Consider the following 22915-nt stretch of genomic DNA (forward strand, 5'->3'; position numbering starts at 1 on the left):
GCCCCCACTTCTGTTGCCGGCATGTTCACAGTTGCCCTTCCCCTGGCGCTTGCCTTCATCATGTTCACGCTGGGGATGTCCCTGACTCCAGCCGACTTCGGTTTTTCTCTGCGTCGGCCCCATCCGCTGCTGGCGGGGGTGCTTTGTCAGGTTGTCCTGCTGCCGTTGGTGGCCTTTCTGCTGATCCGTTTGTTCAGCCTGCCAGGCGAACTGGGCGTGGGGGTGCTCGTGCTGGCCTGTTGTCCGGGGGGAATCACGTCCAACGTCATGACCCGCCTGGCGCGAGGTGATGTGGCCCTGTCGATCTCCTTCACAGCCCTGGCCAGCCTGATCACCACCATCACCCTGCCCCTCATCCTCACGGTGGGAGGGCGTGCCCTGATGGGCACGGCCCTCCCGGCCGTGAGCATCACCGGACTGGGCCTGAAGATGTTTGTGATGACCACCCTGCCTGTGCTGCTGGGGGTGCTCCTGCGTCAGCGGAGGCAGGCGCTGACGCAGCGCTGGGAGCGCCCCTGCGAACAGATGGCCAACGGCCTGTTTGTGCTGATCCTGGCGATCACGATCCTCAGCGAATGGCAGACGCTGATCGCCAACCTCACTTCACTTGGTCCGGTGTTGCTGTTGCTCAACCTGGGGATGCTGGCCATCGGTACGGCAGTGGCCCAGATCCTTCGCCTTCCCGCCAGTCAGGTGAGCGCTGTTGCCATCGAAAGCGGCTTCCAGAACGGCACGGTGGGGATCGCGGTGGGAGCCCTGTTGGTGGGGGGCTCCGGTCCGGAGATGGGGCTATCGGCCTACAGCCTTCCCTCGGGGGTCTACGGAGTGCTGATGATGATCACCATCCTTCCCTATCTGGTTTGGCGACGTTCGATTCAGGCCATGGCTGATCCGTCTGTGATCGAGGGGTGAGGGCTGCCAAAAAGAAGAACTTCAGGTCAACTTCAAGGCCGTTTTCGTTGATATTGTAGGAATTCTCCGGAATGCCATCGTTGCTGCCGGCCAGGTGCAGATAGCGCCAGGAGAGATTCAGCTCGGTCGAGTTGCCGATGGCGTAACCGAAGCCGGCTTGGGCATTCCAGGAGTCATCAACGGCGTTGTTGACTCCGAAACCGCCGATGTCGGCACGCGCGAACAGCCTCAGGCGGGGCGAGAGAAACACCAACGCTTGAGTTCCCAGCAGGGGCTGGGCCACGGTTCCACCCAGGGCCAGCCCGCGCTGGATGGGGAACCCCATCCCCAGGCTCGATGGAGCATAAGGAGCATCCGATCGCTCATCTGGGAGGAACAATCAGCTTCCTTCTGTATTGCTTTGATCAATGAGCCGCTACAGGAAGCCATGGAGGCTCCGGAGGATGGAAGTCACGCCAGCTGAGAGCTGGCAGGACGTTGGAGCTGGCGGTCTGCACGTCGGTCGTTTTGATGGTCATCGATGTCCGCCCCACCTCGCCGATGGCCCAGCACTTGCATCACCGCCTCCATCTGCAGACGGCCGGCTCCTTCTGCTGCCATGACATCACGACGGACCTGCAGGCTCTGATCGATCGCAGTGGGATCAGCGACGGCCTGCTGGTCGCCACGGGACAGCACACCACCACTGCTCTGGCCCTCAACGAGAACGAGGAGCGCTTGCTGGCTGACATCGAGCGTTTCTTTCTTGAGCTGGCAGCACCAGAGCGCCCCTGGCTCCACAACCATCTCCACCTGCGCCCGGGTATGCCGTCGGATGAACCGCGCAATTCCCACGTCCACCTGATTGCCCTGACGCTGGGCAATCAGCTTCCTGCCGGTGGTGGAGGGCAGGATCGGCCTTGGCCGCTGGCAATCGCTGCTGCTCACCCTCCTGGCAGGGGAAGGCAACGACCCCTGCAAGGAGATCATCGTTCCTATGGATGGTTCGTCGCCGAGCCCTGCACGGCGATTCCGGTGTCGATCCGCTGGATCGGTGGAGCACCCAGACCCTGCTGCCAGAGGCTAAGCACCGACCAGTAACCCTGCGAACGGGGTTTGGTGGCAGCGGTGGAATCCACCACCCCGCTCCTGATCAGCTGGACAAGTTCAGGCAGGTCATCCAGACCGACCACCCGGACCTCGCCCGTTTTGCCCAGTGCCTGGATGGCACGACCGATGCCGATGCCGCCGCCGGCATCGGACACGACCCAGCCCTTCAGGCGGGGGTGACGGCGCATCGTTGCTGTAGCCATCTGTTCGGCGGTGGCGATGTTGTCGCCATCGATGGGTGATGCCACAACCGTGATGCCGGGATGGCGCGCAAACACCTTCCGGTGGCATTCGACGCGGATGGCGCTTCTCTTGTCGATGACACCCGACCCGCCGGTCTCCACCGCACCGGCGGCGCCTGCCGCGTCACGGGAGCCCTCGTTGCCCTACATGGTGCTCTGCGGCCTGGCCATGGGCGCCGCCGATGTGGTGCCGGGCGTGTCCGGCGGCAGCATGGCCTTCATCCTCGGCATCTACGGCCAGCTGCTCGAGGCCATCGCCGGCTTCGATCTGGGCCTGCTGGCCCTGCTGCGCCGGGGCGACTGGAGCGCCGCCGCGGCGCGGGTGCATCTGGGCTTTCTGGTGCCGCTTCTGGCGGGCCTGGCGGCCTCGGTGCTGCTGCTGGTGCGGCCGATCACCTGGCTGTACGAGTTCCAGCCGGTGCTGCTGTTCGCCTTCTTCTTTGGGCTGATCATCGGCGCGATCCTGCTGATCGCCCGTCACGCCCACTGGGGCTGGCAGGGGCTGGTGGCGATGGCGGCCGGGGTGGCGCTGGCCCTGCTGCTGGTCACCCGCGTGCCCGTCACCATGCCCCACGATCCCTTCACCCTGTTCTGGAGCGGGGCGGTGGCGATCATGGCCATGATTCTGCCGGGCATTTCCGGTTCGTTCCTGCTGCTGGTGCTGGGCCAGTACCAGCACGTGATGGAGGGTGTGAAAGGCCTGGATCCGGCGGTGCTGATCCCCTTCGCCCTCGGCTGCGCCGTGGGGCTGATCAGCTTCGTGCGGCTGCTGCGCTGGCTGCTGCACCACTTCCATGGCCAGGTGGTGGCCCTGCTGGTGGGGTTCATGGCCGGGTCCCTCTGGAAGATCTGGCCCTTCCGCACGGTGCTCGAATCCACCCACAACGCCAAGGGCAAGCTGATCGTGCTGCGGGATGCCCTGGCGGCCCCACCCAGCACCGCCGCCTTGCTGGTGGCCGCCCTGCTGGCGGCTCTGGGCGTGGCCCTGGTGGTGGGGATCGAGCAGCTGCAACGGCGGGCGGGTGTTGAGGAGATGGGGGGCTGAACGATGGCAAGGGCCTCGGAGTCGTGGAGTTCGCCGCTTGGCTTTGTGCTGGCGGCCGCCGGCAGCGCGGTGGGCCTGGGCAACCTCTGGGGCTTCGCGTACCGCGCCTCTCAGGGGGGCGGTGGTGCCTTTGTGGTGCTTTATCTGGTGATCGTGCTGGTGGTGTGCCTGCCGGTGCTGGTGGCGGAGATGGTGCTGGGCCGCAGCACCGGCCATGCGCCCCTGATTGCGCCGGTCACCGCCGGAGGCCGCCGCTGGGCCCCCCTGGGCTTGCTGTTTCTGGCCGCGGCGATCGGGATCCTGGCCTTCTACGCGGTGCTGATGGGCTGGACCGGCCGCACCCTGCTGCATGCCCTGCTGGTGGGCCTGCCGGCCGACATGGCGGCCTCGGAATCCTTCTTCGCGCTGATCAGCAGCGGCGGCGGCGCTGTGCTGGGCCTTCTGGTGAGCCTGGCCCTCACCGGCGCCGTGGTGGCGGCCGGGGTGCGGGGCGGCATTGAGCGGCTCAGCCGCTGGGGCATGCCGGCCCTGTTCCTGCTGCTGCTGGGCCTGCTGATCTGGGCCGCCTTCCTGCCGGGTGCCGGCGCCGGCTACCACCAGTTCCTGCTGCGCTGGGATCCGGCCAAGCTGCTCGACCCCACCACGATCCGCAATGCCTTCACCCAGGCCTTCTTCTCGATCGGCACCGGCATCGGCGCGATCCTGGCCTATGCCGCCTATCTGAACCGCCACAGCGCCCTGGCGAGCGAGGCGGTGAGCGTGGTGGGGATGGACACGGCGGTGGGCCTGATGGCCGGGTGCGTCACCTTTCCGCTGGTGGCGAGCTTCGGGCTGGGCGAGGTGGTGAGCGGCAGCACGGTGGGCACCCTGTTCATCGCCCTGCCCACGGGTCTGGCTTCGCTTGGGATGGCTGGGCGGTTGGTGGCGGTGCTGTTCTTCGGCCTGGCCTACATCGCCGCGATCACCTCGAGCGTGTCGCTGCTGGAGGTGCCGGTGAGCTCCCTGATCGATGGGCTGGGCTGGAGGCGCCGCGAGGCGGTGTGGAGCTGCGTGGGCCTGGTGGGGGTGCTGGGGCTGCCGCCGGCCCTGAACACCGCTGCCCTGGAGGTGATGGATGCCCTGTTCGGTGGCGTGCTGCTGATCCTCGGCGGCCTGCTGGTGGCCCTGCTGCTCAGCTGGCAGGCGCCGGCACGCTTCCTGGCCGATCTCCAGGGCTGCGCCACGCCGCCGGGCCTGCGCCGCGCGCTCCTGCTCAGCCTGCGCTGGATCTCGGTGCCGGCGATTGCGGTGGGGTTGAGCGTGTCGGTGCTGGATCTGGCGAAGATGTGGTTTGGTTGATGCTCGATCCGATGGCCTCCTGGTTGCAGCGCTGGAATTTCATCGAACGGGCGCGGCTGGAACGCCAGCTCTGGGAAGCGTTCGAGCGCCGCGAAAACCTGGAACAGCTGGTTGAAGCGTGCAGCCAGGCCGTGGCCGGTGGTGAGAGCAGCCGTGCCTTTCAACTGGAGGTGTGGCAGACCACCCTGCAGCGCATCCGCAAGATCGAGGTGATGATGGCGGGGCGGGAACGGCCCTGATCTGCTGGCCCATGCAGAGGTTCGCTCAGTCGGATGACCACTGCGCCAGCCAGCGGCGTCTCCAGATACCACGACGCTCGCCACGACGGCGGCGATCGCCGAAAAACCAGAGGCAGTTGAGGGGGTAGGAGGAGCGGTTGTAGGTTTCGAGCACGGCATCGCTGCGGATCGTGGCGCTTTGCTCCTGGTTGAGGGCCTGCATCCGCTGCTGAAGATCGGGTTGGATCAGCCACTCCACCTCCGGGCAGGCCTTGAGGCGCTCGGCGTAGTCGAGATCTTCGCAGTAGGCGGGATAGAAATTTTCATCAAACAGCCCTACCCGATCCCAGGTCAGGGCCGTGAGAGCAAAGGCTGAGAATTCCTGTGGTGCAGGCAGTAGCGGCATGAATTGAGGCCTGCGCGGGTCGATCGCCGCAAGGGCCTCAGCCAGCACGCCCGGAGCAAAAGTCACATCATTATTGACCAACAAAACCACAGGAGAGTGCACGAAAGACGTGAGGATGTGATTCCAACTCGCGGCAACACCCAGATTGGCAAAGGGGCGCGCTACACAGATGTTCTCAACACCAGGCCAGCCACTACTCTCCAGCTCCATTAAATACGAGCTCAACTGACCCGAATCGGACAGACCAGCCTTGGAACCATTGTCAACAATGGCCAGATGATCGACCGGAATATCAAAGCTTTGCAGCAATCGTTTCAGCAGATCAGGCCGATTCAAAATCGGAATGCCAATCACGGGCCAGGCCGTCAAGGGAGAGGAAACAGGCGGGGGGATCGGCACAGATTCCAACCAATCGAGGAAGGCATTCACCGGAGCCGAATCCCCCGAAAGGGAAGCGTAGCGAGACAGGCACCACCAAAGAGAAGGATTCCGGAGAGCCTCAGGAGGAGGAGGAAGCGCCGTTACCGAGTCGCAAGAGGCAAAGAAGTCCTGCATCCAAACAAAAAGAAGGGACTTCGCAGAAGCAAAGTCCCTTGCATGCATATATTTATTGCAAAGCCTGAGGTAATGATCTTCGAGATACATTAGCAGCGGCTAACAATATTAATAGATTAAACGATTCAAAGCATACTTATTCTAACTAATGCTAAATAGACAGGCCAAGCAAAAATTAAGTCAAGAAAAGGTTAAAATCAACTCAAAAGCAAGTACCATCATCAATTGAACACCAGGGTATCGTTAGGAGATGTCCAACTATCGGTGTTCGGATCATAGCTGTATTTTTCATCTCCGATAATCAACACATCACCTTCTTCGGCACCCGTAATCACAACTCCATCCTTGATGTCGTCAAAACTTGAAATTTTGATGGTATCAACACTCCCGTCGTTACCTCCAAGGTCGACCGTGGTGTTTTTGATTTTTCCGAAAAATTCAAAGGTATCGGCGCCTTCGCCGCCAGCAATATTAGCGTCTCTAACAGTTCCACCAAAAACAAGTAAATCATTACCAGCACCCATATCAATATTGGTATTTTTTACCTTGGAACCAGTCTCTGCAATATCATCACCTTCACCGGCATCTAAGTCGACACCAACACTTTTCTCAAATTGAATGATATCATTTCCAGCCCCTGTATTAACGGAAGTATCTTTAACTTTATCGGTAAAAAATACCGTATTGATTTCTTTGTTACCATTAAAAACGGAATTTACTGTCTTACCTTCAAAGATAGTGGTTGAATCAATTCCTTCAACGACTTGAATACCAACTTCATTGAGAACGCCTCCCTCAGTGGAGATCGCAACAGTCTGAGTATTCGTATCGACGTCAAAGGATCCTGAAACATTCGTACCATCAGCCGAAGTGAAGTCGAATGACGACTCACCACCTGCCGGTGGGGCAAATTGGTCAATTGTGGTAGCCATTACGACTATCTCTGCATCCCGATATCCTAGTACCCCCTCCTTTTCATCTGATCATTTCAAAGTGCGAATCCTGACAGAGGGGAAGGGCGGCTTCAGTCTGGAAGGAGATGCCTGCATTCTTCTGGCTCAACCCTGGCACGGGCCCGCCTGAATGCGCCCTTTCCCTCCTAACCATGAACTGGCCGATCTGCTGCTGGAAGTTTCCCAGGCAGAGGCCAGTCAAGACTGGGATCTGGCCGCCTGCCTGTTAGAAGAAGCACAGATCCTGGTCCCAGACGATCATCATCTCCGGATCAGGGCCGCGAATGCCTTCTGGTTCAGCGACCAGCCCCACCAGGCCCTGAGGCTGTACCAGGACGCAGCCCTGCGGCTCTACCAGGACGCAGCACTCACGGCACCGCAACAGGCTGGCCCGTACCTGGGCATCGCCAACGCCCTGCGGGATCTGAATCGCTTCGAGGAAGCGGATCAGGCGTTTCAATTGTGTCGCAGCCTGAGCGACAGCCCCCAGGCCGCCTGCAACCACGCCTCCCTGTTGCTGGGCCTGGAGCGTTACGACGAGGCCTACCGCCTGGCGGAGCGTCGCTTTGAGATTGCCGGCTACGCCCACGGCCGCAGCTCCTCCCCAGGCCTGCCAGGCCGCGGTGCAGCCCTGCATGTCTGGAGTGAGCAGGGGCTGGGCGACACCCTGCAATATCTCCGCTGGCTTCCCCTGCTGCACCAAAGGATCTCCGGCAGTGGAATCCGGCTGGTGCTGGAGGTGGAAGCCTCCCTGGTGACCTTGGTGCAGCAAGCCTTCTCTGGCCTGGATCCCGAACCAGAGGTGTTGCCGCTGGGGGAATCGCCGGGCCCACTGCCCCAGGGAGCCACCGGCCTTGGCCTGCTCAGCCTGCCGGATCGCCTGGGTGGAGGTCCCCACCCCGAAGGCCTGCCAGAACAGGGCAGCTATCTGCGCCCCAGCGCCTGGAACCAACGATCGGCCTGGGAAGGAGGTGTGAGGATCGGGATCACCTGGGCCAGCGGCCGGAAAGGGGATTCCGCCTTTCAGTGGCGGGAGTATCACAAGCGCAGCCTTGATCGGGCCAACCTGGATCGCCTCACCCAGGGCCTGCTCAACCTCGGCTGCAGCCTGGTGCTGATCCAGCAGGGAGCGGATCGCGAGGCCCTCGGCCCACTGGCGGCTCGATTCGATGACGCCATCGATCCACAGGGGGATTTCGCCCATACCGCGGCGGTGATCCAGACCACGGATCTGATCCTCTCGGTGGATACGTCTGTCGCCCATCTGAGCGGGGCGCTCGGCCATCCCACCTGGGTGCTTCTGCCCTGGAGCGCCGATCCCCGCTGGCTGCGCGGTCGCTCGGACAGCCCCTGGTATCCGAGTCTGCAGCTGTTTCGCCAGGAGGATCCCGGACTGTGGAGCTCGGTGGTCGAAACCGTGATCCAGGCGGTACGGCAGACCTTCGCCCTGAAGCCGACGGCTGAATCAGGCCTGATCTGAAGGAAGAGCCACCAGGCTGCGCAGCAGGGTGTCGTAAGCGGCAGCGGCGGCGGAGAGGTTGTAGCGGGTTTCCACTGTGCGTCGGGCTTCGCGGGCCATAGGGGCAAAGGCCTCGGGCTGGCGGAGGATGGCGGAAAGCCAGGAGCCCAGCGCTTCGGGGTCGTTGAACGGCACCAGCAGACCGTTGTGGCCGTGGTGCAGCACCTCATTCAGAGGGGCGTTATCGGATCCCACGATCAGGGCACCGCAGGCCATGGCTTCGATCAGGCTCCAGGACAGGGCATAGGGGTAGGTGAGATGCACGTGAGCGGCCGTGATCTGAAACAGGGAATGCAGTTCCTCCAGACTCAGGCGCCCCAGGAAATGGAGGCGATCCAGGGGCAGCTGATCCCCGAGCAGGGCCAGCATTTCCCCCTTGTACCCCTGCGGGTGGGCGGACACCGCTCCATAGCCCGAAGCGGTGGACCCCACCACCAGCACCTGGAGTGTGGGATGGGACGCCATCAGGGCAGGCAGGCAGCGCATGAAGGTGCGAAAGCCGCGCAGGGGCTCCAGGTAGCGGCTGGTGAAGGTGATCACCGGATCCCCCCGCCGCAGGACCAGCCCGGAACGGATCTGAAGGCGGCAGGCAGGGTTGGGTCTGAGCTGATCGAGATCCACCCCCTCATGGATCACATGAAAACGGCTGCGCAGGTGGGGAGGGAACGTGTCGCGCTGAAACAGGGTGGGAACCACGGCCGCATCGGCATCGGCGATCGCGGCGAGGTTCATGAGGTTGCGCCGGCGCCACTGGCCCTGCAGGGCGAAGGGTGGCGTGCCCAGGTCGGCGTCAAAGCCGTAGCCCAGCAGACGGGGCGAGGCATAGAGCTCGGGGTAGATCAGCAGGCGCGCCCGGGGCCAGACATCTCTGAGATAGAGGGCTTCACCCCAGCCGCTGTGCACCAGGATCGCGGCGGGGACATACCCCTGGTCGCGGAGGCGTAAACAATGCTCAGCCACCCGCTCACCGCGCAGGAGGGAGGTTTCCAGGGCCGGATCGACCAGGTCGGCGGGCAGGCTGGGGGTGCTCCAGGGGTACTGGAGATGGCTGGCTCGCTGGGCTGGCTTGGCAGGAGACGCGCCAAGGGCCGACACGTTGTGGCCCAGCCGACCCAGAGCCGGGGCAAGGTAACGAAACTGACCCGGATAGTTCTGGTGGATCAGCAACAACTCCATGGGTGCAGCCTATTACGATCACGCCAACTTGTTGTGATCTCCCCGTCATGTCGCTCTGGAGCCGCCTGTTCGGTCGCCCTGAGAAAATCAGCTGGGGGGAACCGGCTCGCTCCACCCAGGGCCTCAGCCCGGACACCCTGCTGACCGATCCGACCACACCCCGGATCGAGATCAACAGCCGGCCGCAGATCCAGCCCTGGTCTGCGGGACGGCTCAACACGATTTTCCTGGACTACAGCCATAGTCCGAGCCCTGGCCGGCTGGCGGAGGCGCGCCTGGCGCGGCAATGTCTGTCGCAGTTCTGGCTGAGTGCACCGATTGATGAGCTGGAGCTGCTGTATGCCTTCTCGATCGGCCGCTGCTTTCGGCAGATGATCAGCACTGATCTGGCCAGGCAGTCGCTGCTGCGCGAGGAGGAGGAATGGAAGGATTATCTGTGCCAGCGGCTCTACAGCGGCTTTCAGAGGCCTGAAACCGCCAACATCCTGCTGGCGTTGATGCCCTATGTGCGCCCGGGCAAGATGAAGGTCAACCAGGCTGAACAGGTGCTGCCTCGCTGGCTGCTGGAAGATTACGCCAGTCTTTTCGAGCCGGAATTGCTGCCCAGACTGCGGCGGCCCCAGCCAACCAGCCGTGCTGCCCTGGCTCCAGCCGGATACAACCAGCGTGATCTGGAGGCCAAGGCGGCAAGCGATGCTCCGCCCCTGCCACGCCTTTCCCAGCACACCGGCGCCCAGGCCCTGGCCTTCAGCACGGATCTGAACTTTCTGAATCGCCTGAACGGATTGATCAACCTCTACACCATTGACCCCAGTGATGTTGAGCTGCGTGAGGAGCTGGCCGGTTTCCGGCGACAGCTCGGCCAGATCTGGCTGGACACGCCCTCAGCCCAGGTGGAGGGATTGTTCCGCAGTGCGTTTGGTGATGTCTATCGCAAGCTTCTGCAGAGCGGCTACAGCAGCGCCTCGCTATCAGAAGAAGACCAACAGATCCGGCTCCATTTAGGGCGCTATGTACGCAATATGAATCGCCCCAAGGCGGTACAAGCTGTTCTGGCGGTGCTTCCGTATTACAAACCAGGCAAGATTCAATTTGCCGGCGGGGGAAAGTTCATGCCCAGCTGGCTCCTCGGCGCCCTTCCGAGTCTGTATGTGAAAGACTGATCACCGCATCTATTCGTGGAACTCCTTCCAGATCAGCCAGTAGACCAGATATCCCAGCATCGGCAGCAACAGCAATGGCGCCAATGCCAGCAGGGCCAGGCTGGGGGGGAAAAAAGCGAGGAGTGCACTACACCCGATCACATAGATCATCAGCGATCCAATCAGCCAGAAGCGACGGGATCGAAGCCGATTGCTCCAGCGAAGCCGACGCAGCATCCACGACCGCGATCGCCGTTCTGCCGGCGGCACATATTGCCACCAGTGCTGGGAGTGCGGTCTGGCCATCAGCGAGCCCGCAGCCGCTCGAGGTTGCGGCGCTGATCCTCCAGCAGGCCTGTGAGCAGGCTGATCACCCTGCGTTCGCGCAACTGAAGATCAGCCGTGAGCGACATGCCGGCCTTGAGGGGGACCACGCTGGAGGGGAGGGGAAGATTCTGCCGCTTCAGGCGTAGAACAGCGGGAAAGTACAGCCCCTCTGCCTTGGTGCCAAGCACCTCAGCCTGCTGCTCCGGGGTGAGGGCATCGGAGCCGATGCGTTGGACCTCGGCCTGGAGATAGCCATACTCGCTGGCGGGGAAGGTGTCGATCGAAATCTCCGCCTTCTGGCCCACCCGCACAAAGCCGATGCTGCGGTTGGGCAGGTAGACACGAGCCTGGAGGTTGTCCTGAGGAACCACCTTGAGGATCGCCTTGGGATCGGCGGCCACCACCACACTGCCGCGCCCCACATTCAGATCAAACACCGTGCCATTGCTGGGGGCCTTGAGGGTGCCGTACTGAATCTGCAGGCGGGCTTCACGGATCTGGCCCTCGAGTTCGCTGATCTGGCGCAGATTCGCCTCAATGCTGGTGCGCAGCTCCACATCGGTGCCGGAGCCCGTGTTCACCAGCTGGGAGCGAAGGCGGGAGATCTCCTCCTCCTCTTCGGCCACCTTGGAACGGAACTCCTGGGCCTTGTTGCGGGCCTCCAGCAGCTGGAGTTCACTGACCGCACCGGTGCTGACCAGTTGCTCGTATCGCTCGGCGATCGTGGTGTAGGTGGCCAGGGATTCGCGGTAACCGGCCAGGCGGGTCTCACTCTTGCGCAGGTCCTGTCGGGCCGAATCCAGGCGACTCTGAAGCTCAAGGCTCCTGTCGTTGAGCTGGCGGAGCTGGTTTGGGGTGAGGCCGCCGCGGGCGGCTTCCTCGCCGAGGGTGGCCCGGGCGACGCTGTTCTCATTGAGCAGCCTCTGGCGAATGCTTTCGGCGGCCGCCAGCCGGCTGCGGGCCTGGCGCAGGTCGAACCGCACGAGGGGATCCCCCTGGCGCACAGACTGGCCCTCCTTGACCAGAACCAGCTCCACCTGCCCATCCACAGGCGACTTCACCTCCTTGACGGTGCTGGAGGGCTCGAGCTTTCCCTGCACCGCAATGGTTTCCGCGATCGGCGCCACCATGGCCCAGACCGCCACCGCCGTGATGCCGCCCACGGCTGTCCACACCAGCAAGCTGGAGGTGCGGCGCGTCTTGTTGAGCAGAACGGGCTGCGCAAAGCTCCATTCCCGTGGTTGGGCAGTTCCACCGCGGCTTGCCACCAGACCCTGCCCGAAGGGGTGGGACGGTTCCTGCTGCTGGGCCTCCTCTGCAGCAAGGCCCTGCGATGGGGGAGAGGAGGAGCCTGGGGCCGCCAACGCCGGTGGCGTTGGATCGGAAACCCCCACCAGATCGACGCGCACCGGAATCACAGCGTCGCGATCCGGGGGAAAGCCTGAGGAGCGCCCAGCAGACCGACGGGCTGAGCGAGGCGAGCGCAGCCAGGCCAGGCTGCTCTCCAGCCAGCGGAGCAGGCGGTCGGAGGGATCAGGAGCGGAGCCGGATCGGGGGGGGCGGTTGGGGGAGGGCATGGTCAGGCGGCTCCCTCCTGGTTCTGGCTCTGGAAGAGGGCGTAGTACCAGCCGCGGCGTTGCATGAGCTGGCGATGGGAGCCCACCTCCATCACGGCGCCCTGGTCCATCAGCACGATCGTGTCGGCGGGTCGCACGGTGGTGAGCCGGTGGGTGATGAAGAACACGGTGCGCCCGCGGAACGCTTCAAAGAGGTTGATGCAGACCTGGCGCTCGGTGTTGGCATCGAGGGCGCTGGTGGCTTCATCGAGGATGAGCAGGCGGGGGTTCTGGAGCACGGCCCTGGCGAGGGCGAGCCGCTGACGCTGGCCGCCGGAGAGCCCGGCACCCCGCTCACCCACGCTGGAGTTGTAGCCCTGCGGCATGGCCATGATGAAATCGTGGGCGCAGGCAATGCGGGCGGCACGGATCATCTCGGCAGCGGTGGCATCGGGCTTCACCATGAGGAGATTGTCTTTGATCGTGCCGTCAAACAGGAGGGAATCCTGGGGAACCACACCGATCTGGCGGCGGAGGGAATACAGCTCCACTTTGGAGATATCCAGACCATCAATCATCACCTCCCCTTGCAGCGGCTTGTAGAAGCGGGGCAGCAGCTTGAGCAGGGTGGATTTGCCACTGCCGGATCCTCCCACCAGCCCCACGAAGGAGCCAGCCTGGATCTCAAGGTTGATGCCCTCCAGGATCAGAGGGCCATCGTCGCGAAAGCGAAAGGCCACATCGACAAACTGAATGCGGCCCTGCAGGGGGGGCAGAGGAATGGCCTGGCTCTGCTGCTGCGATTGCTCGGTGGGGCGATCCACCACATCGGCCACCATGCGCAGAACCTGGCCGTTGTATTGAAAATTCTGCCAGGTGGAGATCAGCTGGGTGAGGGGGCCGTTGATGTAGCCGGAGATGATTCGAAAAGCAAATAACACACCAAGACTCATGCGGCCCTCGATGATCAGCCAGATCGCCACTGCAGACACCAGGAGCTGATTGAGATTACCAAGAAAAGAGGAGAGATTGTTGATCGACTCCTGGGTGATCTTGAGCTTGAAATCTTCACCGATAAAACTGGCATAGCGATTCTGGAATTCCCAGCGGGTCTTCAACTCCGCATTCTGCGATTTGATCGTTTGTATGCCGGTGATCGCCTCATTCAGAAAGCTCATCGCCCGCACCGAATGGCCGATCGAACGCTGGATCTGGTTGCGCACAATCGGATTGCTCACCAAAGCCAGCCCCAGCACCAGGGGCAGGGTGGAGAGGGCCACCAGGGTGAGCAGGGGGCTGAGGGCCAGCAGAACGGCGATATAGAGAAGACTGAAACCGAAATCGATCAGGGTGGGCAGGGTACGGCCGAGCAGGAACTCCCGCAGCCGATCGAGCATGCCGAAATAGAAGGTGATCTGGCCAACGGGGCGGCTGTCGAAGAAGCTCTGGGGCAGGCGCACCATCTGATCGAGGATGGTGGATTTGGTGTCTTGATCAATGCGATTGGCGGTCTGGGTGAAGATGAAGCTGCGCAGGGTTTTGAGCAGGCTTTCCACCACCGCCGCCAGCAGCATCACGGCACTGATGCTGAGCAGGGCACCGATGTTGCGGCTGGCGAGCACGGAGGTGATCAACACCATCAGGCCCAGGGGGAACACCAGCCTGAGAATGTTGATCACCACCGACACCAGCAGCACCTCGACGAGTTCACGTCGATGGGGCCGCAGAAAGGGCAGGTACCAGCTCCAGCTGAAGTTCTGTTCCTTGGCTTCGGGTTTGCGTTCAAACAGCAGCAGCTCGATCTCCCCCCCCTCGTGGGTGATCAGCTCCGGCACCGGCACCCGCAGGGCACCGAGGGCCGCTTCGAGCACGCGGGCATGGCCATCGGGGTCGACACCATCCAGGAGGCCGAAATGGCCGTTCTGGAACAGGAGGGCCGGGGTGGGCACCCGGGCGAGCCGATCGGCCGGGATGCGGGTGAGCATCACGCGCAGGCCGGCGGTATCAAGGATCTGGCCGATGTTCACCAGGTTGAGCTGGGGCTGTCGCTGCAGCACCGCATCCACCTGGTCGGCGAGGGCATCGCGATTGAGGGGGAGGCCGAAATACTCGGCCAGGGCCAGGCAGAGGGCGATGGGGATCTCGCGCGGACCCGTGGCCCGGGCCAGGGCGAGCACCCCACCCCCCCGACCGGCAGCACGCTGGGCGGCGGGCTCCGGTGAGGCGCTGTAGTCGGGGGTGTCGACCACTTCGGCCAGCACGGCCGGCCGCAGGCGCTCGCCACCCAGGATGATCGGGGCCTGTTCCTCCGCAGGAATGGCGAGCCCCACCAGGCGCAGCCAGGGCGACTCCGGCCGCAGCGGGGGGAGGGGGCGATCACTCCAGGTTTCGGCCAGGGGCAGGCCACTGCTGGCATACCAGCGGAAGCCGGGGGGAAGATTGAGCTCGGTGCCGCCCCCGGGTACGAGGCTGCGGAGCCGCACCTGTTCGGGCGGCAGGGGCCAATCGTCGAGCAGGGCCTCGCCGAAGGGATCGCGGGCCGCCAGGGCGGCGAGCACGCCATGGAGCTCGGCCCCGCAGGTGTGGGTCTCAAACCAGGCCCGGCAGCCCGGCTGGGCCATGAGCAGATCACGGAAGGCGGCGGCGGGAAGCAGCAACGCCTCCACCTCGGTGGCGGCGCGCAGGTGTTCACAGGCCTCGCGGCGCAGCAGGCCCGCCCAGCCGGCCAGGGAACCCGGCCCGAACCGCTCGAGGGTGCGCAGCCCGCGCCCCTCGCGGGAGGGTCCGAGGCTGCGCACCTGGCCGCTGCAGATCAGCAGCACCCCTTCGGGCAGCACATCCGGGCGGAGCAGGGTCTGGCCGAGGCGAAACCGGCGGGGCTCCAGCAGGGGATCAAGGGCATCGGCCTGGGCCGCCGGCAGCTGATCGAAGGGCTCGAACTCCCTGAGGAGGCCGTAGCGGGAGACGGTGGCATCAGACATGGGGATCAGGGCTGCCGGGAACCTCCAGCAAGGCCAGCAGTGGATCAAGCGATGGCAAGGACTCGCCATCCAGCAGCAGACGGACCCGTTCCTGCATCCATTCGTCGAACAGTTCCCCCATGATGCGGGCTCGGAGCTGATCGTTCAAGCGGGCGGGGCGCAGTTCGTCGAGCCGCAGCACCACCCAGATATCACCGGCCTGAAAGGGAGGCCAGAGCTGACCCGGCCGCCCCACCCGCAGGCGGCGCACCAGGCTGGCGTGCCCCGCGGCCAGGGGCAGGGGGCCGAGGCGGCCACCGCTGTGGCGTTCGGAGCCGGTGGAGAACTCGGCGGCCAGGCTGGCGAACTCGGCTTCGCCGGCCAGGAGGCGATGGTGCAGCTCTTCCGCCAGCTCGCGGCTCTGCACCCGCAGCAGGGAATAGACCACCTGATCGAGCTCCAGCTTGCGCTGCAGGAAGCGGGTTTCCACTTCCTCACCCCAGCGCCGCTGGCGGAAGACCTGGAGCCGATGCTCGCGGGTGGCCAGAAAGGAGAGATCGGCCAGGCTGAGCTGGTGCTGCTCCAGCCACTGCTGCAGGGCTTCCTCATTGCTCACCTGCCGCGCTTCCAGATAGGTGCGGATCAGGGCCTTCTCCTGGTCTGGGGCCAGCGGGATCGCCTCCACCAGCTCCTCGAGCAGCCAGGCCCGGGCCAGGGATGGCCCCAGACTCTGGCGGCGCAGCAGGCGATTGGTCTCGCTGAGGGAGAGGAAGGGGCGCCCGGGGGCGAGTTCCACCACGGCCGGGTCGGGCAGGCCGGAGAGGGGTTCGGGCATGGCCCGCTGGGGCTGGGGCTGGGGCTGGGAGGTGGTGGTCATGGCGCCACAGGGTCCCGGCTGGGCAGCTGCAGGCGGCTGAGGGCGTCGGCCATCAGGGCCAGGCCCCGCTCGCGGCTCCAGGTGGAACGGGCGTAGCGGAAGGAGGCAGCGCTCATGGCCTCCCAGGTGGCGGCACAGGTGTGGAGTTGGCGCACCGCCTCGCACCACTCGCCCGGGGTGCGGGCCAGGAACACCTCCTGGCCGTGGCGCAGGCCGGTGGCCTCGGCCGCCAGGGGGCTCAGCACCTGGGGAATGCCGTGGGCCGCGGCGGCCACCACCTTGCCCTTGATGCCGGCGCCGGAGCGCAGCGGCGCGATGAAGATGCGGTGGCGCTCGTACACCTGGGCGGCCTCGGCGATCCAGCCGGCCGCCACCACGCCGGGATGCTCGCCCCAGCAGCCGGCCAGCTCGGGGGAGAGGCCGCTGCCATAGAGGTGCAACGTGAGGGAAGGATCCTGCTGCTGCAGCAGGGGCCAGACCTCCTCGAGGAAGGCCTGCACGGCATCGCGGTTGGGGGGATGGCCGTAGCTGCCGAGGAAGGCAAGGCCCTGGCGCCCCTCCAGGGGGGCCGGCTGGGGCGGCGCCTGCACCACCCAGGGGCAGGCGGCGGTGGCCGCTTCGCCGAGGGTCTCGGCTTCGAGCACGCCGCGCTCCAGCTCGGAGTAGCTGAAGGTGAGGTGCACCTGGCGGATCACCGCGAGTTCCTGCTGCTTCACCTCCTCCACGGCGGCGAGGGCCACTCGGGCGGCCTCGCCGCTGAGCTGCTCGGCCCGGGCGGCCCGCAGCTGGCGCAGGTAATGGAGATCGGCATTGCAGAACAGCAGCTTGGCCTGGGGGGCATGGCGCTGCAGCAGGGGCAGGGCGGTGAGGGCCACGGTGTAGCGGGTGAGATAGACCAGCTCGAACTCCTGGCCGCGCTCCTGCAGGAAGCGCTCCAGCGAGAGCACGAAGGGGGCATGGAGCAGCTCGATGCCGCGGCGCTGCAGGTCTTCGCTGTAGTTGCCCAGCCAGGCGAGGTTGAGGGGCAGGAAGGAGACCTTCCAGCCAAGGGCCTGGACCAGCTCCATCTCCACCAGGGCGGCGTGGCTGCCGGCATCCCGATCGGGGCGGGGGGTTTCGGCATCGAGAAAGAGGGCACGGCCCACGATGCCGCGATCCTTGATCCGATCGGCCTCCTGGCGGCTGGGCTCCTCGGGCCCGTCAAAGGCCGCGGCCCACTTCTGACGAAACAGGGGGCCGTGGAGCTCCTGGTAGCGCTTCAGGCCCGAGGCGGTGCTGGGATCGGTGCCGTTGCTGACGCCCTCGTGGTGGATCACCCGGGAGAGGGGGGCGTAGCGCACGCTGAAGCCGGCCTGGCGCACCTTGAAGGCCAGGTCGGTGTCTTCGTAGTAGGCGGGAGAGAATTCGGGGCTGAAGCCGCCGAGCTGGTTCCAGAGCTCGCGGCGGATGGCGAGGGCGGCGCCGCTCACGTAATCCACCTGGCGGGCGTAGGCGGTGCGGGGGTCGTAGGGGTTGCCGCCACGGCCGTAGTTCCAGGGTTCGCCGTTGCCCCACACGATGCCGCCGGCCTCCTGCAGGGTGCCATCGGCCATGATCAGCTGGGCGCCCACCACACCGGTATCGGGCCAGCGCTGGAAGGGGTCGAGCAGCTCCTCCAGCCAGGCGGCGCAGGGTTCGGTGTCGTTGTTGAGCAGCACCACGATGCTGCCGCGGGCCTCGGCCACGCCGCTGCAGCAGGCCTGGTTGAAGCCGCGGGCGAAGCCATGGCGCACCAGCCGCACCCCCGGCGCCTCGGCGGCCAGGGCTTCGGCCGTGCCATCGGTGGAGCCGTCGTCGACCACGATCAGCTCAAAGGGCACGCGGGTGGGGGCGTAGGCCAGGGCCGCGAGGCAGCGGCGGGTCACGGGGTAGTGGTTGTGCACCGGCACCACCACGGAAACCAGCGGGTCAGCGGCGAGGGGAAGGGAGAGGGGCCTTCGGGGCACGGGGCTGCCATCGGGGCCGGGTTCGGTGGCGCCGGCGGCCTCGCGGCGGAGGGGATGCTCGAGCAGGCGCTGCAGCAGGGGCAGATCGGCGGGCAGGGGGGTGCCATCGGCATCGGCCCAGGCCAGCCAGGTGTGGAGGCTGCGATAGCGCTCGCGGGCCAGGGGGGCGAGCTGATCGGGGAAGGGGGGGCGGCTGTGGGCCTGCAGGGCATCCCAGGGGGTGAGCTGAAAAGGCAGCAGCTCGAAGCGCTGATCCAGCACCTCGCCGGCGGCGGTTTCCAGCTGCAGGTGATGAACCCGGCCATCGCAGGCCTGGGCAGGCAGCTCCAGCTGGAAGGGCCAGGCTGCGGCGGTGGGGGTTTCCGGTGGGGGAAGCGGTAGGCAGGTGGCGCCATCAAGGCGGAGCTGCAGGGATTCGGAGCCCTGCCCCCAGCCGGCCAGCAGCCCCCCCTGACGACCGCTGAGGCCACCACCGCGGGCCGCCCCCTGGTGGCGCTGCTGGGCGATGAGGCGGTAAAGCTCGGCATCGAGCCGCAACGGACTGCCCGACAGCTCCCAGCGCCGCTCGGCGTCGAAGAACAGGCGCACCACCAGACCCTGGGAATAGGGCGGCAGGGGATGGGCCGAGGACCACCAGAAGCGGAAGCCGCAGGGGGCGGCCAGGCCCTGCTCCTGCAGATCGGGCCGCGGCTGCTGCGCCACCAGTTCAGCCAGGGCAGGGGAGGCCGCGGGCTGGAGCAGGTCTTCCAGCACCAGCTGCAACACGAGGGGGGCCGCCTCCGGCGCCGGCGGCCAGCGGCTGGCCCAGCCGTGCAGCCCGTGGGTTGCATCCCACCCTTCGAGGCGGCCAAGGAAGGCGCCCCGGCGCCACTCGGCCAGGGCCATGGGCAACGCGGGGGGCATGGAACCCGTGCTGGAATCGGCTGGCAAGACCCTATGCCCTGCAGACACCGTGTCGAGTGCGCCCCGGAACCCACCTGCTTCCCGCAGGGTTGGGTCTGGCGTGTGGCTGCCCCTGGCGCAGCTGCGGGCGCTGCCGCTGGCCCATGGGGCCCTGCTGGCGCTGCTGAGCGAGCTGCATCGGAATCCGCAGCCGAGCGGCCCGATCGCCACAGCGGCGGAGCTGCTGCTGGAGATCGCCAACCTCACCACCCAACAGCTGCGCCGGGCCCTGGAGGAGCGGGAGCTGGAGCAGGCCCTGGAGGCTCTGAATGCCCTGCAGCAGCAGGTGCAGGCTCTGGTTGCCGCCCAGCCGCAGAAGGCGGACCAGTACTGGAGCCGCTATGGCGAGCTGCTGGCTCAGGTGGCGGTTCGCGTGCATGGGGCCGTGTTCGGAACGGATGGCGAGGCGGCCCTCGAGGGCGAGCCAAGGGCCGTGATCTGCTGGAGGGTGAGCCAGGCCCTGGAGGCGGCAGCCTCCCTGCCGCTGGTGCCACCGGAGTGGTTGCACGTGTATGAGCAGCAACTGGTGCAGGAAGGGGCCCTGGCCTGGCGAGATCGAACCGAAGCGGAGGCCGGGGAGCGCAGCCTTGATCAGTTCCTGCGGCTGGCTGAGCTGCTGGATCCAGCACCGGAGTGGGTGACCCTGGCCTGCCGCGAGCTGCTGCAGGCCCGGATCGAGCCCCTGCTGCAGGAGGCGGAGCTGGATGGTGAGGCGCTGGAGCTGCTGCTGAAGCAGCTGGCTCGGCTGCAGGTGCTGCCCGAACGGCAGGAGGCCTTTGCCGCCGCGGTGCTGCGCGCCAGGCTGGCGCTGGAGCTGATCCAGATCAACCGGGGAGCGGGCCGGCCGGAGGAGCTGGAGCTGGTGGAAGCCGAGTGGCTGGATGGGGAAGCGAATCCTCCAGACCCCAGCACAGGGGCCAGTGCACTGGTGCTGGGGTGCGGCCTGGCCGCAACGGAGGCCCACAGCTTTGATCTGGCCCCCTTTCTGGATGGCGACCTGGAGGGCGCCGCGGCGGCGCTTGAGAGCTTCCTGGAGCGCCACCACGGCAGCAGCCGGCCGGCAGCACCCGCGGCAGTGAGCCTGCACAGCGGCCTGGAGCGGGGGGGGGCAACGCTGCCGCTGGCGGGCGTGGCGGTGCTGAGCCAGGCAGCCCACCAGTGGCAGAAGGCCCTGGAGAACCGCTGCCAGCCGCTGCCGGCGGTGGAGTGGAGGCAGGGCATGGTGGTGGAGCTGGAGCCGATCGAACTGGTGCTGCTGCTGCAGTTGCAGCAGCAGCGACCGGCCCTGGAGGACGCCCTGGTGGCGATGCGACGCCGCCATCACGACACAGCCTTCTGGCAGGCCGCCAATCCGGAGGGGCCGATGGCGCTGTGGTCTACCGAGGCGGTGCTGCGGGAATGGCATCGCGCCGGGGGCTTCTACGCCAGTTCCCATGCCCCGGTCGAAAGCCTGCTGCGCTGGGCTCAGCCGGCCCTGGCGGCACTGCAGCAGGCCCAGGGCTGGAGTACCGAGGCGAGCAGCCAGTTGCTGGCGCTGCCCTTGCTCCAAGCAGGCTGCATCGTTGCGATCCCGGCCGAAGACGACCTGGCCGAGAGCCTGGGGGGCCTGGAGGTGGTGTATGTGGGGGCGCGCTGGGAGGGGGTGCAACGGGCCCATCGCGACGGGCAACCGTTCGTGGGAGAGGCCTTCGGCCTGCGCTGCCTGCCGGGGCCCAGCAGCTGCCATCCGCTGCGGCCCGCCGCCGGCTTTGAAGACAGCCTGGCGGAGTGCGTGGGTGCGGTGGAGCAGCTCTATCTGGAACGCCCGTTCGACGTGCTGCTGGCGGAGTGCGGCGCCTACCGGCTGCCGCTGGCCCTGGCGATGAAGCAACGCTTCGGGGTGCGCACGGTGTGCGGCAGGGGAAGCGTGGCCCAGTGGCTGCAGGGGGGGGCGCCTTGAGATCACTGGCAGCCTCGAAGGGAGCCTGGGCCGGGCCCAATGCCCATAACCTGCAGGCGTGATCGACAAGGCAGGCGATGACCCAGGCGGCATTCGAGCGGGGCGATTGGCAGGCGGTGATCGAGGCCCATCTGCTGGAAAGCCACGATCCAGCCGAGTGGCTGCGCTATGGGGTGGCCCTGCTGCTCACGATCGAGCCGGGGCCGGAGCAGGGCCGGCAGCAGCAGCAGGCGGCTCTGGCCTTTGGCCATGGAGTGCGGGATGGAGCCTCTAAGGAGGACGTAGCGGAGGCCCAGGGAGAGGCGGTGCGGTCGGCGTTGAGGGAAGCACTGCAGTGTTTCCAGCCAGAGAACACTCTGCCCTGACCCCGCCAGCAGTCTGATGGGCAAGCCAACGGATGTATCCCTTGACGAGACAGCCAGCCAGCTTCTTGAACGTATTCCTGAGGTTTTGCAGCGGCCGGAAAGCCAGGATCAGTTCCGCTCACTGGCGGTTGCCTGCCATGGCCGAATGCTTGAGCTCAGTGAACTCGACCGCACTGCGGCGATTGCCCATGCCCTGGCCGGGGCGCGACTGCTCTCCAGCCTCCAACGCCACTGTCAGCCCCAGCCCGACTGGGTGGAGCTACACGAGGAGCAATGCTGCCGCTATGGGGCTATCTGGATCCATGAGGAGCTGAACCACGCCGATTCCGTAAGGACCATCGTGTGGAGCATGCAGGCCTTAGCACTTCTGGATCGGCTCGATCAAATTCACCAACCTCCACCAACCTGGACTGAAACCCTCCGACACGCCTTCCACCAACAACTAGCTCCAACCACAGCTCAGAGGCGCGCCGATCAGGAAGACAAACCTTCGTTATCCCATCATCTCCGATCACCGCAGGTTCTTGAATCTGCGGAACTTCCATTTCCATCCAGGCTTCTGATGGTGCTGGGCATGCATCGAAGTGGGACTTCCGCCGTCGCAGGCTACCTGTGTCGCCATGGATTTCTTGCCCCGACGGACGCACTTCCAGCCGATTTGAAGAATCCCACCGGGTACTGGGAACCACAAGCCATCGTGAGCCTGCATGAGCAGCTATTAGGGGATTCTCAAACCAGCTGGGACGATACCTGGCTAGGCCGCGTCCCTTTGCGTGGTGTAAAACCCGAGGCCCGAATGCCCTGATCAGAGGGTGAACAGGGTGGAATGACGGGCTGTCATTCCTGAGGCGCAGATGCACCTCGTTCTTCCACGATGAAACGAGACGATTGACTTGTCAAGTCTCTCGTCTGATCGCGGCTGTGTTGTGAGCGGCAGGAGTCTTCTATGCAGCCCAGGGGTTACAGCGCCGGCCCCCGGGCGGCGATCGAGGCCGCTGCGCCCTGTGGGGCGCTGCCACCTCAATCACCTGGGGCCTACGTCTTGCAACCTCTCAGGCGGCGGCGCTGAGCAGGTCCGGCAGATCCTCCAGCTCCGGGATGGCGGCCATGCTCTCGGCTGAGAACATGCGGCGTCCCTCCAGCTGCCAGTGCTCGTGCTGCTCCAGCAGTACCGCGCCCACCAGGCGGGTGATCGACGCGTCGTTAGGGAAGATGCCGACGACGCGTGTGCGGCGTTTGATTTCCTCGTTGACCCGCTCCAGCAGGTTGGTGCTCCAGACCTTCTTCCAGTGAGGCTGCGGGAAGTGACGGAAGGCCAGCACGTCCTCTCTGGCCTCGTTCATGAGCTCGGTGGCCTTGGGGAAGCGCT

The 22915-nt window shown here is 65.4% G+C and carries 21 protein-coding genes; 10 read left to right on the forward strand and 11 right to left on the reverse strand.

All coding sequences use genetic code 11. The features are described from left to right. Positions 1–21: 21 nt before the first annotated feature. Positions 22–912, forward strand: a complete 891-nt coding sequence (locus VB777_RS12295; RefSeq protein WP_323249284.1) for a bile acid:sodium symporter family protein — start codon at positions 22–24, stop codon at positions 910–912. On the opposite strand, the gene VB777_RS12300 is transcribed toward VB777_RS12295, so the two are convergent. Then, the gene (locus VB777_RS12300; protein WP_323249286.1) at positions 839–1237 is read right to left on the reverse strand and encodes a hypothetical protein; all 399 of its coding nucleotides are present in this window, start codon (positions 1235–1237) and stop codon (positions 839–841) included. The two genes, VB777_RS12295 and VB777_RS12300, sit on opposite strands and share 74 nt — an antisense overlap. Positions 1238–1452: 215 nt before the next feature. On the opposite strand from VB777_RS12300, the gene VB777_RS17465 reads away from it, so the two are divergent. Beyond that, positions 1453–1992 (forward strand): YjbQ family protein, encoded by a 540-nt coding sequence (locus VB777_RS17465; protein WP_416238351.1) that lies wholly within the window; start codon positions 1453–1455, stop codon positions 1990–1992. Here VB777_RS17465 and VB777_RS12310 read toward each other — a convergent pair. Continuing rightward, positions 1887–2345, reverse strand: coding sequence for a substrate-binding domain-containing protein (locus VB777_RS12310; protein ID WP_323249290.1), 459 nt, complete (start codon positions 2343–2345; stop codon positions 1887–1889). The genes VB777_RS17465 and VB777_RS12310 overlap by 106 nt on opposite strands. Between VB777_RS12310 and VB777_RS12315 the strand changes: the two genes are divergently transcribed. Genes VB777_RS12315 through VB777_RS12325 form a run of 3 tightly spaced genes read left to right on the forward strand, consistent with a single transcriptional unit; the run spans position 2320 to position 4865 of the window. Beyond that, positions 2320–3288 (forward strand): DUF368 domain-containing protein, encoded by a 969-nt coding sequence (locus VB777_RS12315; protein WP_323249292.1) that lies wholly within the window; start codon positions 2320–2322, stop codon positions 3286–3288. The genes VB777_RS12310 and VB777_RS12315 overlap by 26 nt on opposite strands. 3 nt (positions 3289–3291) lie before the next feature. Beyond that, positions 3292–4626: a sodium-dependent transporter gene (locus VB777_RS12320; protein WP_197154605.1), complete on the forward strand. Its 1335-nt coding sequence runs from the start codon at positions 3292–3294 to the stop codon at positions 4624–4626. A gap of 11 nt (positions 4627–4637) precedes the next feature. After that, positions 4638–4865 carry a hypothetical protein gene (locus VB777_RS12325; RefSeq protein WP_197159201.1) on the forward strand — a complete coding sequence of 76 codons (228 nt, stop codon included), beginning with the start codon at positions 4638–4640 and terminating at the stop codon, positions 4863–4865. 25 nt (positions 4866–4890) lie between these two features. Here the strand turns inward: VB777_RS12325 and VB777_RS12330 are convergent, their stop codons facing one another. Together VB777_RS12330 and VB777_RS12335 are read right to left on the reverse strand one after the other, a co-directional pair. Beyond that, entirely contained in the window at positions 4891–5895 is a 1005-nt protein-coding gene (locus tag VB777_RS12330) for a hypothetical protein (protein ID WP_323249294.1), read from the reverse strand. Positions 5896–6026: 131 nt separating this feature from the next. Continuing rightward, positions 6027–6737, reverse strand: coding sequence for a hypothetical protein (locus VB777_RS12335; protein WP_323249296.1), 711 nt, complete (start codon positions 6735–6737; stop codon positions 6027–6029). Between the two features lie 151 nt (positions 6738–6888). Between VB777_RS12335 and VB777_RS12340 the strand changes: the two genes are divergently transcribed. Next, on the forward strand, positions 6889–8238 hold the full coding sequence (locus VB777_RS12340; protein ID WP_323249298.1) for a tetratricopeptide repeat-containing glycosyltransferase family protein: 1350 nt from the start codon (positions 6889–6891) through the stop codon (positions 8236–8238). Here the strand turns inward: VB777_RS12340 and VB777_RS12345 are convergent. Beyond that, positions 8224–9453 (reverse strand): glycosyltransferase, encoded by a 1230-nt coding sequence (locus VB777_RS12345; RefSeq protein ID WP_323249300.1) that lies wholly within the window; start codon positions 9451–9453, stop codon positions 8224–8226. The genes VB777_RS12340 and VB777_RS12345 overlap by 15 nt on opposite strands. Before the next feature lie 47 nt (positions 9454–9500). Between VB777_RS12345 and VB777_RS12350 the strand changes: the two genes are divergently transcribed. Continuing rightward, on the forward strand, positions 9501–10616 hold the full coding sequence (locus tag VB777_RS12350) for a hypothetical protein (protein WP_323249302.1): 1116 nt from the start codon (positions 9501–9503) through the stop codon (positions 10614–10616). Positions 10617–10625: 9 nt separating this feature from the next. On the opposite strand, the gene VB777_RS12355 is transcribed toward VB777_RS12350, so the two are convergent. From VB777_RS12355 to VB777_RS12375, 5 genes are read right to left on the reverse strand one after another with little or no spacing between them, the layout of a single operon-like run. Further along, complete coding sequence (locus VB777_RS12355; protein ID WP_323249304.1) at positions 10626–10901, reverse strand: hypothetical protein; 276 nt, start codon at positions 10899–10901, stop codon at positions 10626–10628. Continuing rightward, positions 10901–12499: an HlyD family efflux transporter periplasmic adaptor subunit gene (locus VB777_RS12360; RefSeq protein WP_323249305.1), complete on the reverse strand. Its 1599-nt coding sequence runs from the start codon at positions 12497–12499 to the stop codon at positions 10901–10903. The genes VB777_RS12355 and VB777_RS12360 overlap by 1 nt, the downstream gene beginning before the upstream one ends. Before the next feature lie 2 nt (positions 12500–12501). Then, positions 12502–15459, reverse strand: coding sequence for a peptidase domain-containing ABC transporter (locus VB777_RS12365; protein ID WP_323249307.1), 2958 nt, complete (start codon positions 15457–15459; stop codon positions 12502–12504). Then, positions 15452–16315, reverse strand: a complete 864-nt coding sequence (locus VB777_RS12370; RefSeq protein ID WP_323249309.1) for a peptidylprolyl isomerase — start codon at positions 16313–16315, stop codon at positions 15452–15454. Before VB777_RS12370 ends, VB777_RS12365 begins: the two co-directional genes overlap by 8 nt. Then, on the reverse strand, positions 16312–19203 hold the full coding sequence (locus VB777_RS12375) for a glycosyltransferase (RefSeq protein WP_323249311.1): 2892 nt from the start codon (positions 19201–19203) through the stop codon (positions 16312–16314). The genes VB777_RS12370 and VB777_RS12375 overlap by 4 nt, the downstream gene beginning before the upstream one ends. A gap of 100 nt (positions 19204–19303) precedes the next feature. Here VB777_RS12375 and VB777_RS12380 point away from each other — a divergent pair, with 100 nt between their 5' ends. The 3 genes from VB777_RS12380 (at position 19304) to VB777_RS12390 (ending at position 22351) form a co-directional block, all read left to right on the forward strand. Continuing rightward, positions 19304–21181: a hypothetical protein gene (locus VB777_RS12380; RefSeq protein ID WP_323249313.1), complete on the forward strand. Its 1878-nt coding sequence runs from the start codon at positions 19304–19306 to the stop codon at positions 21179–21181. Positions 21182–21258: 77 nt separating this feature from the next. Further along, entirely contained in the window at positions 21259–21546 is a 288-nt protein-coding gene (locus VB777_RS12385; protein ID WP_323249315.1) for a hypothetical protein, read from the forward strand. A gap of 16 nt (positions 21547–21562) precedes the next feature. Continuing rightward, the gene (locus VB777_RS12390; protein ID WP_323249317.1) at positions 21563–22351 is read left to right on the forward strand and encodes a hypothetical protein; all 789 of its coding nucleotides are present in this window, start codon (positions 21563–21565) and stop codon (positions 22349–22351) included. 247 nt (positions 22352–22598) lie between these two features. Here the strand turns inward: VB777_RS12390 and VB777_RS12395 are convergent. Next, positions 22599–22915, reverse strand: a 317-nt coding sequence (locus VB777_RS12395; RefSeq protein ID WP_323249319.1) for a transposase, incomplete at its 5' end; no start/stop codon positions are given.

It is taken from the genome of Synechococcus sp. CCY9202, from assembly GCF_034931685.1.
In the GTDB taxonomy this organism is placed as follows: Bacteria; Cyanobacteriota; Cyanobacteriia; order PCC-6307; family Cyanobiaceae; genus CBW1002.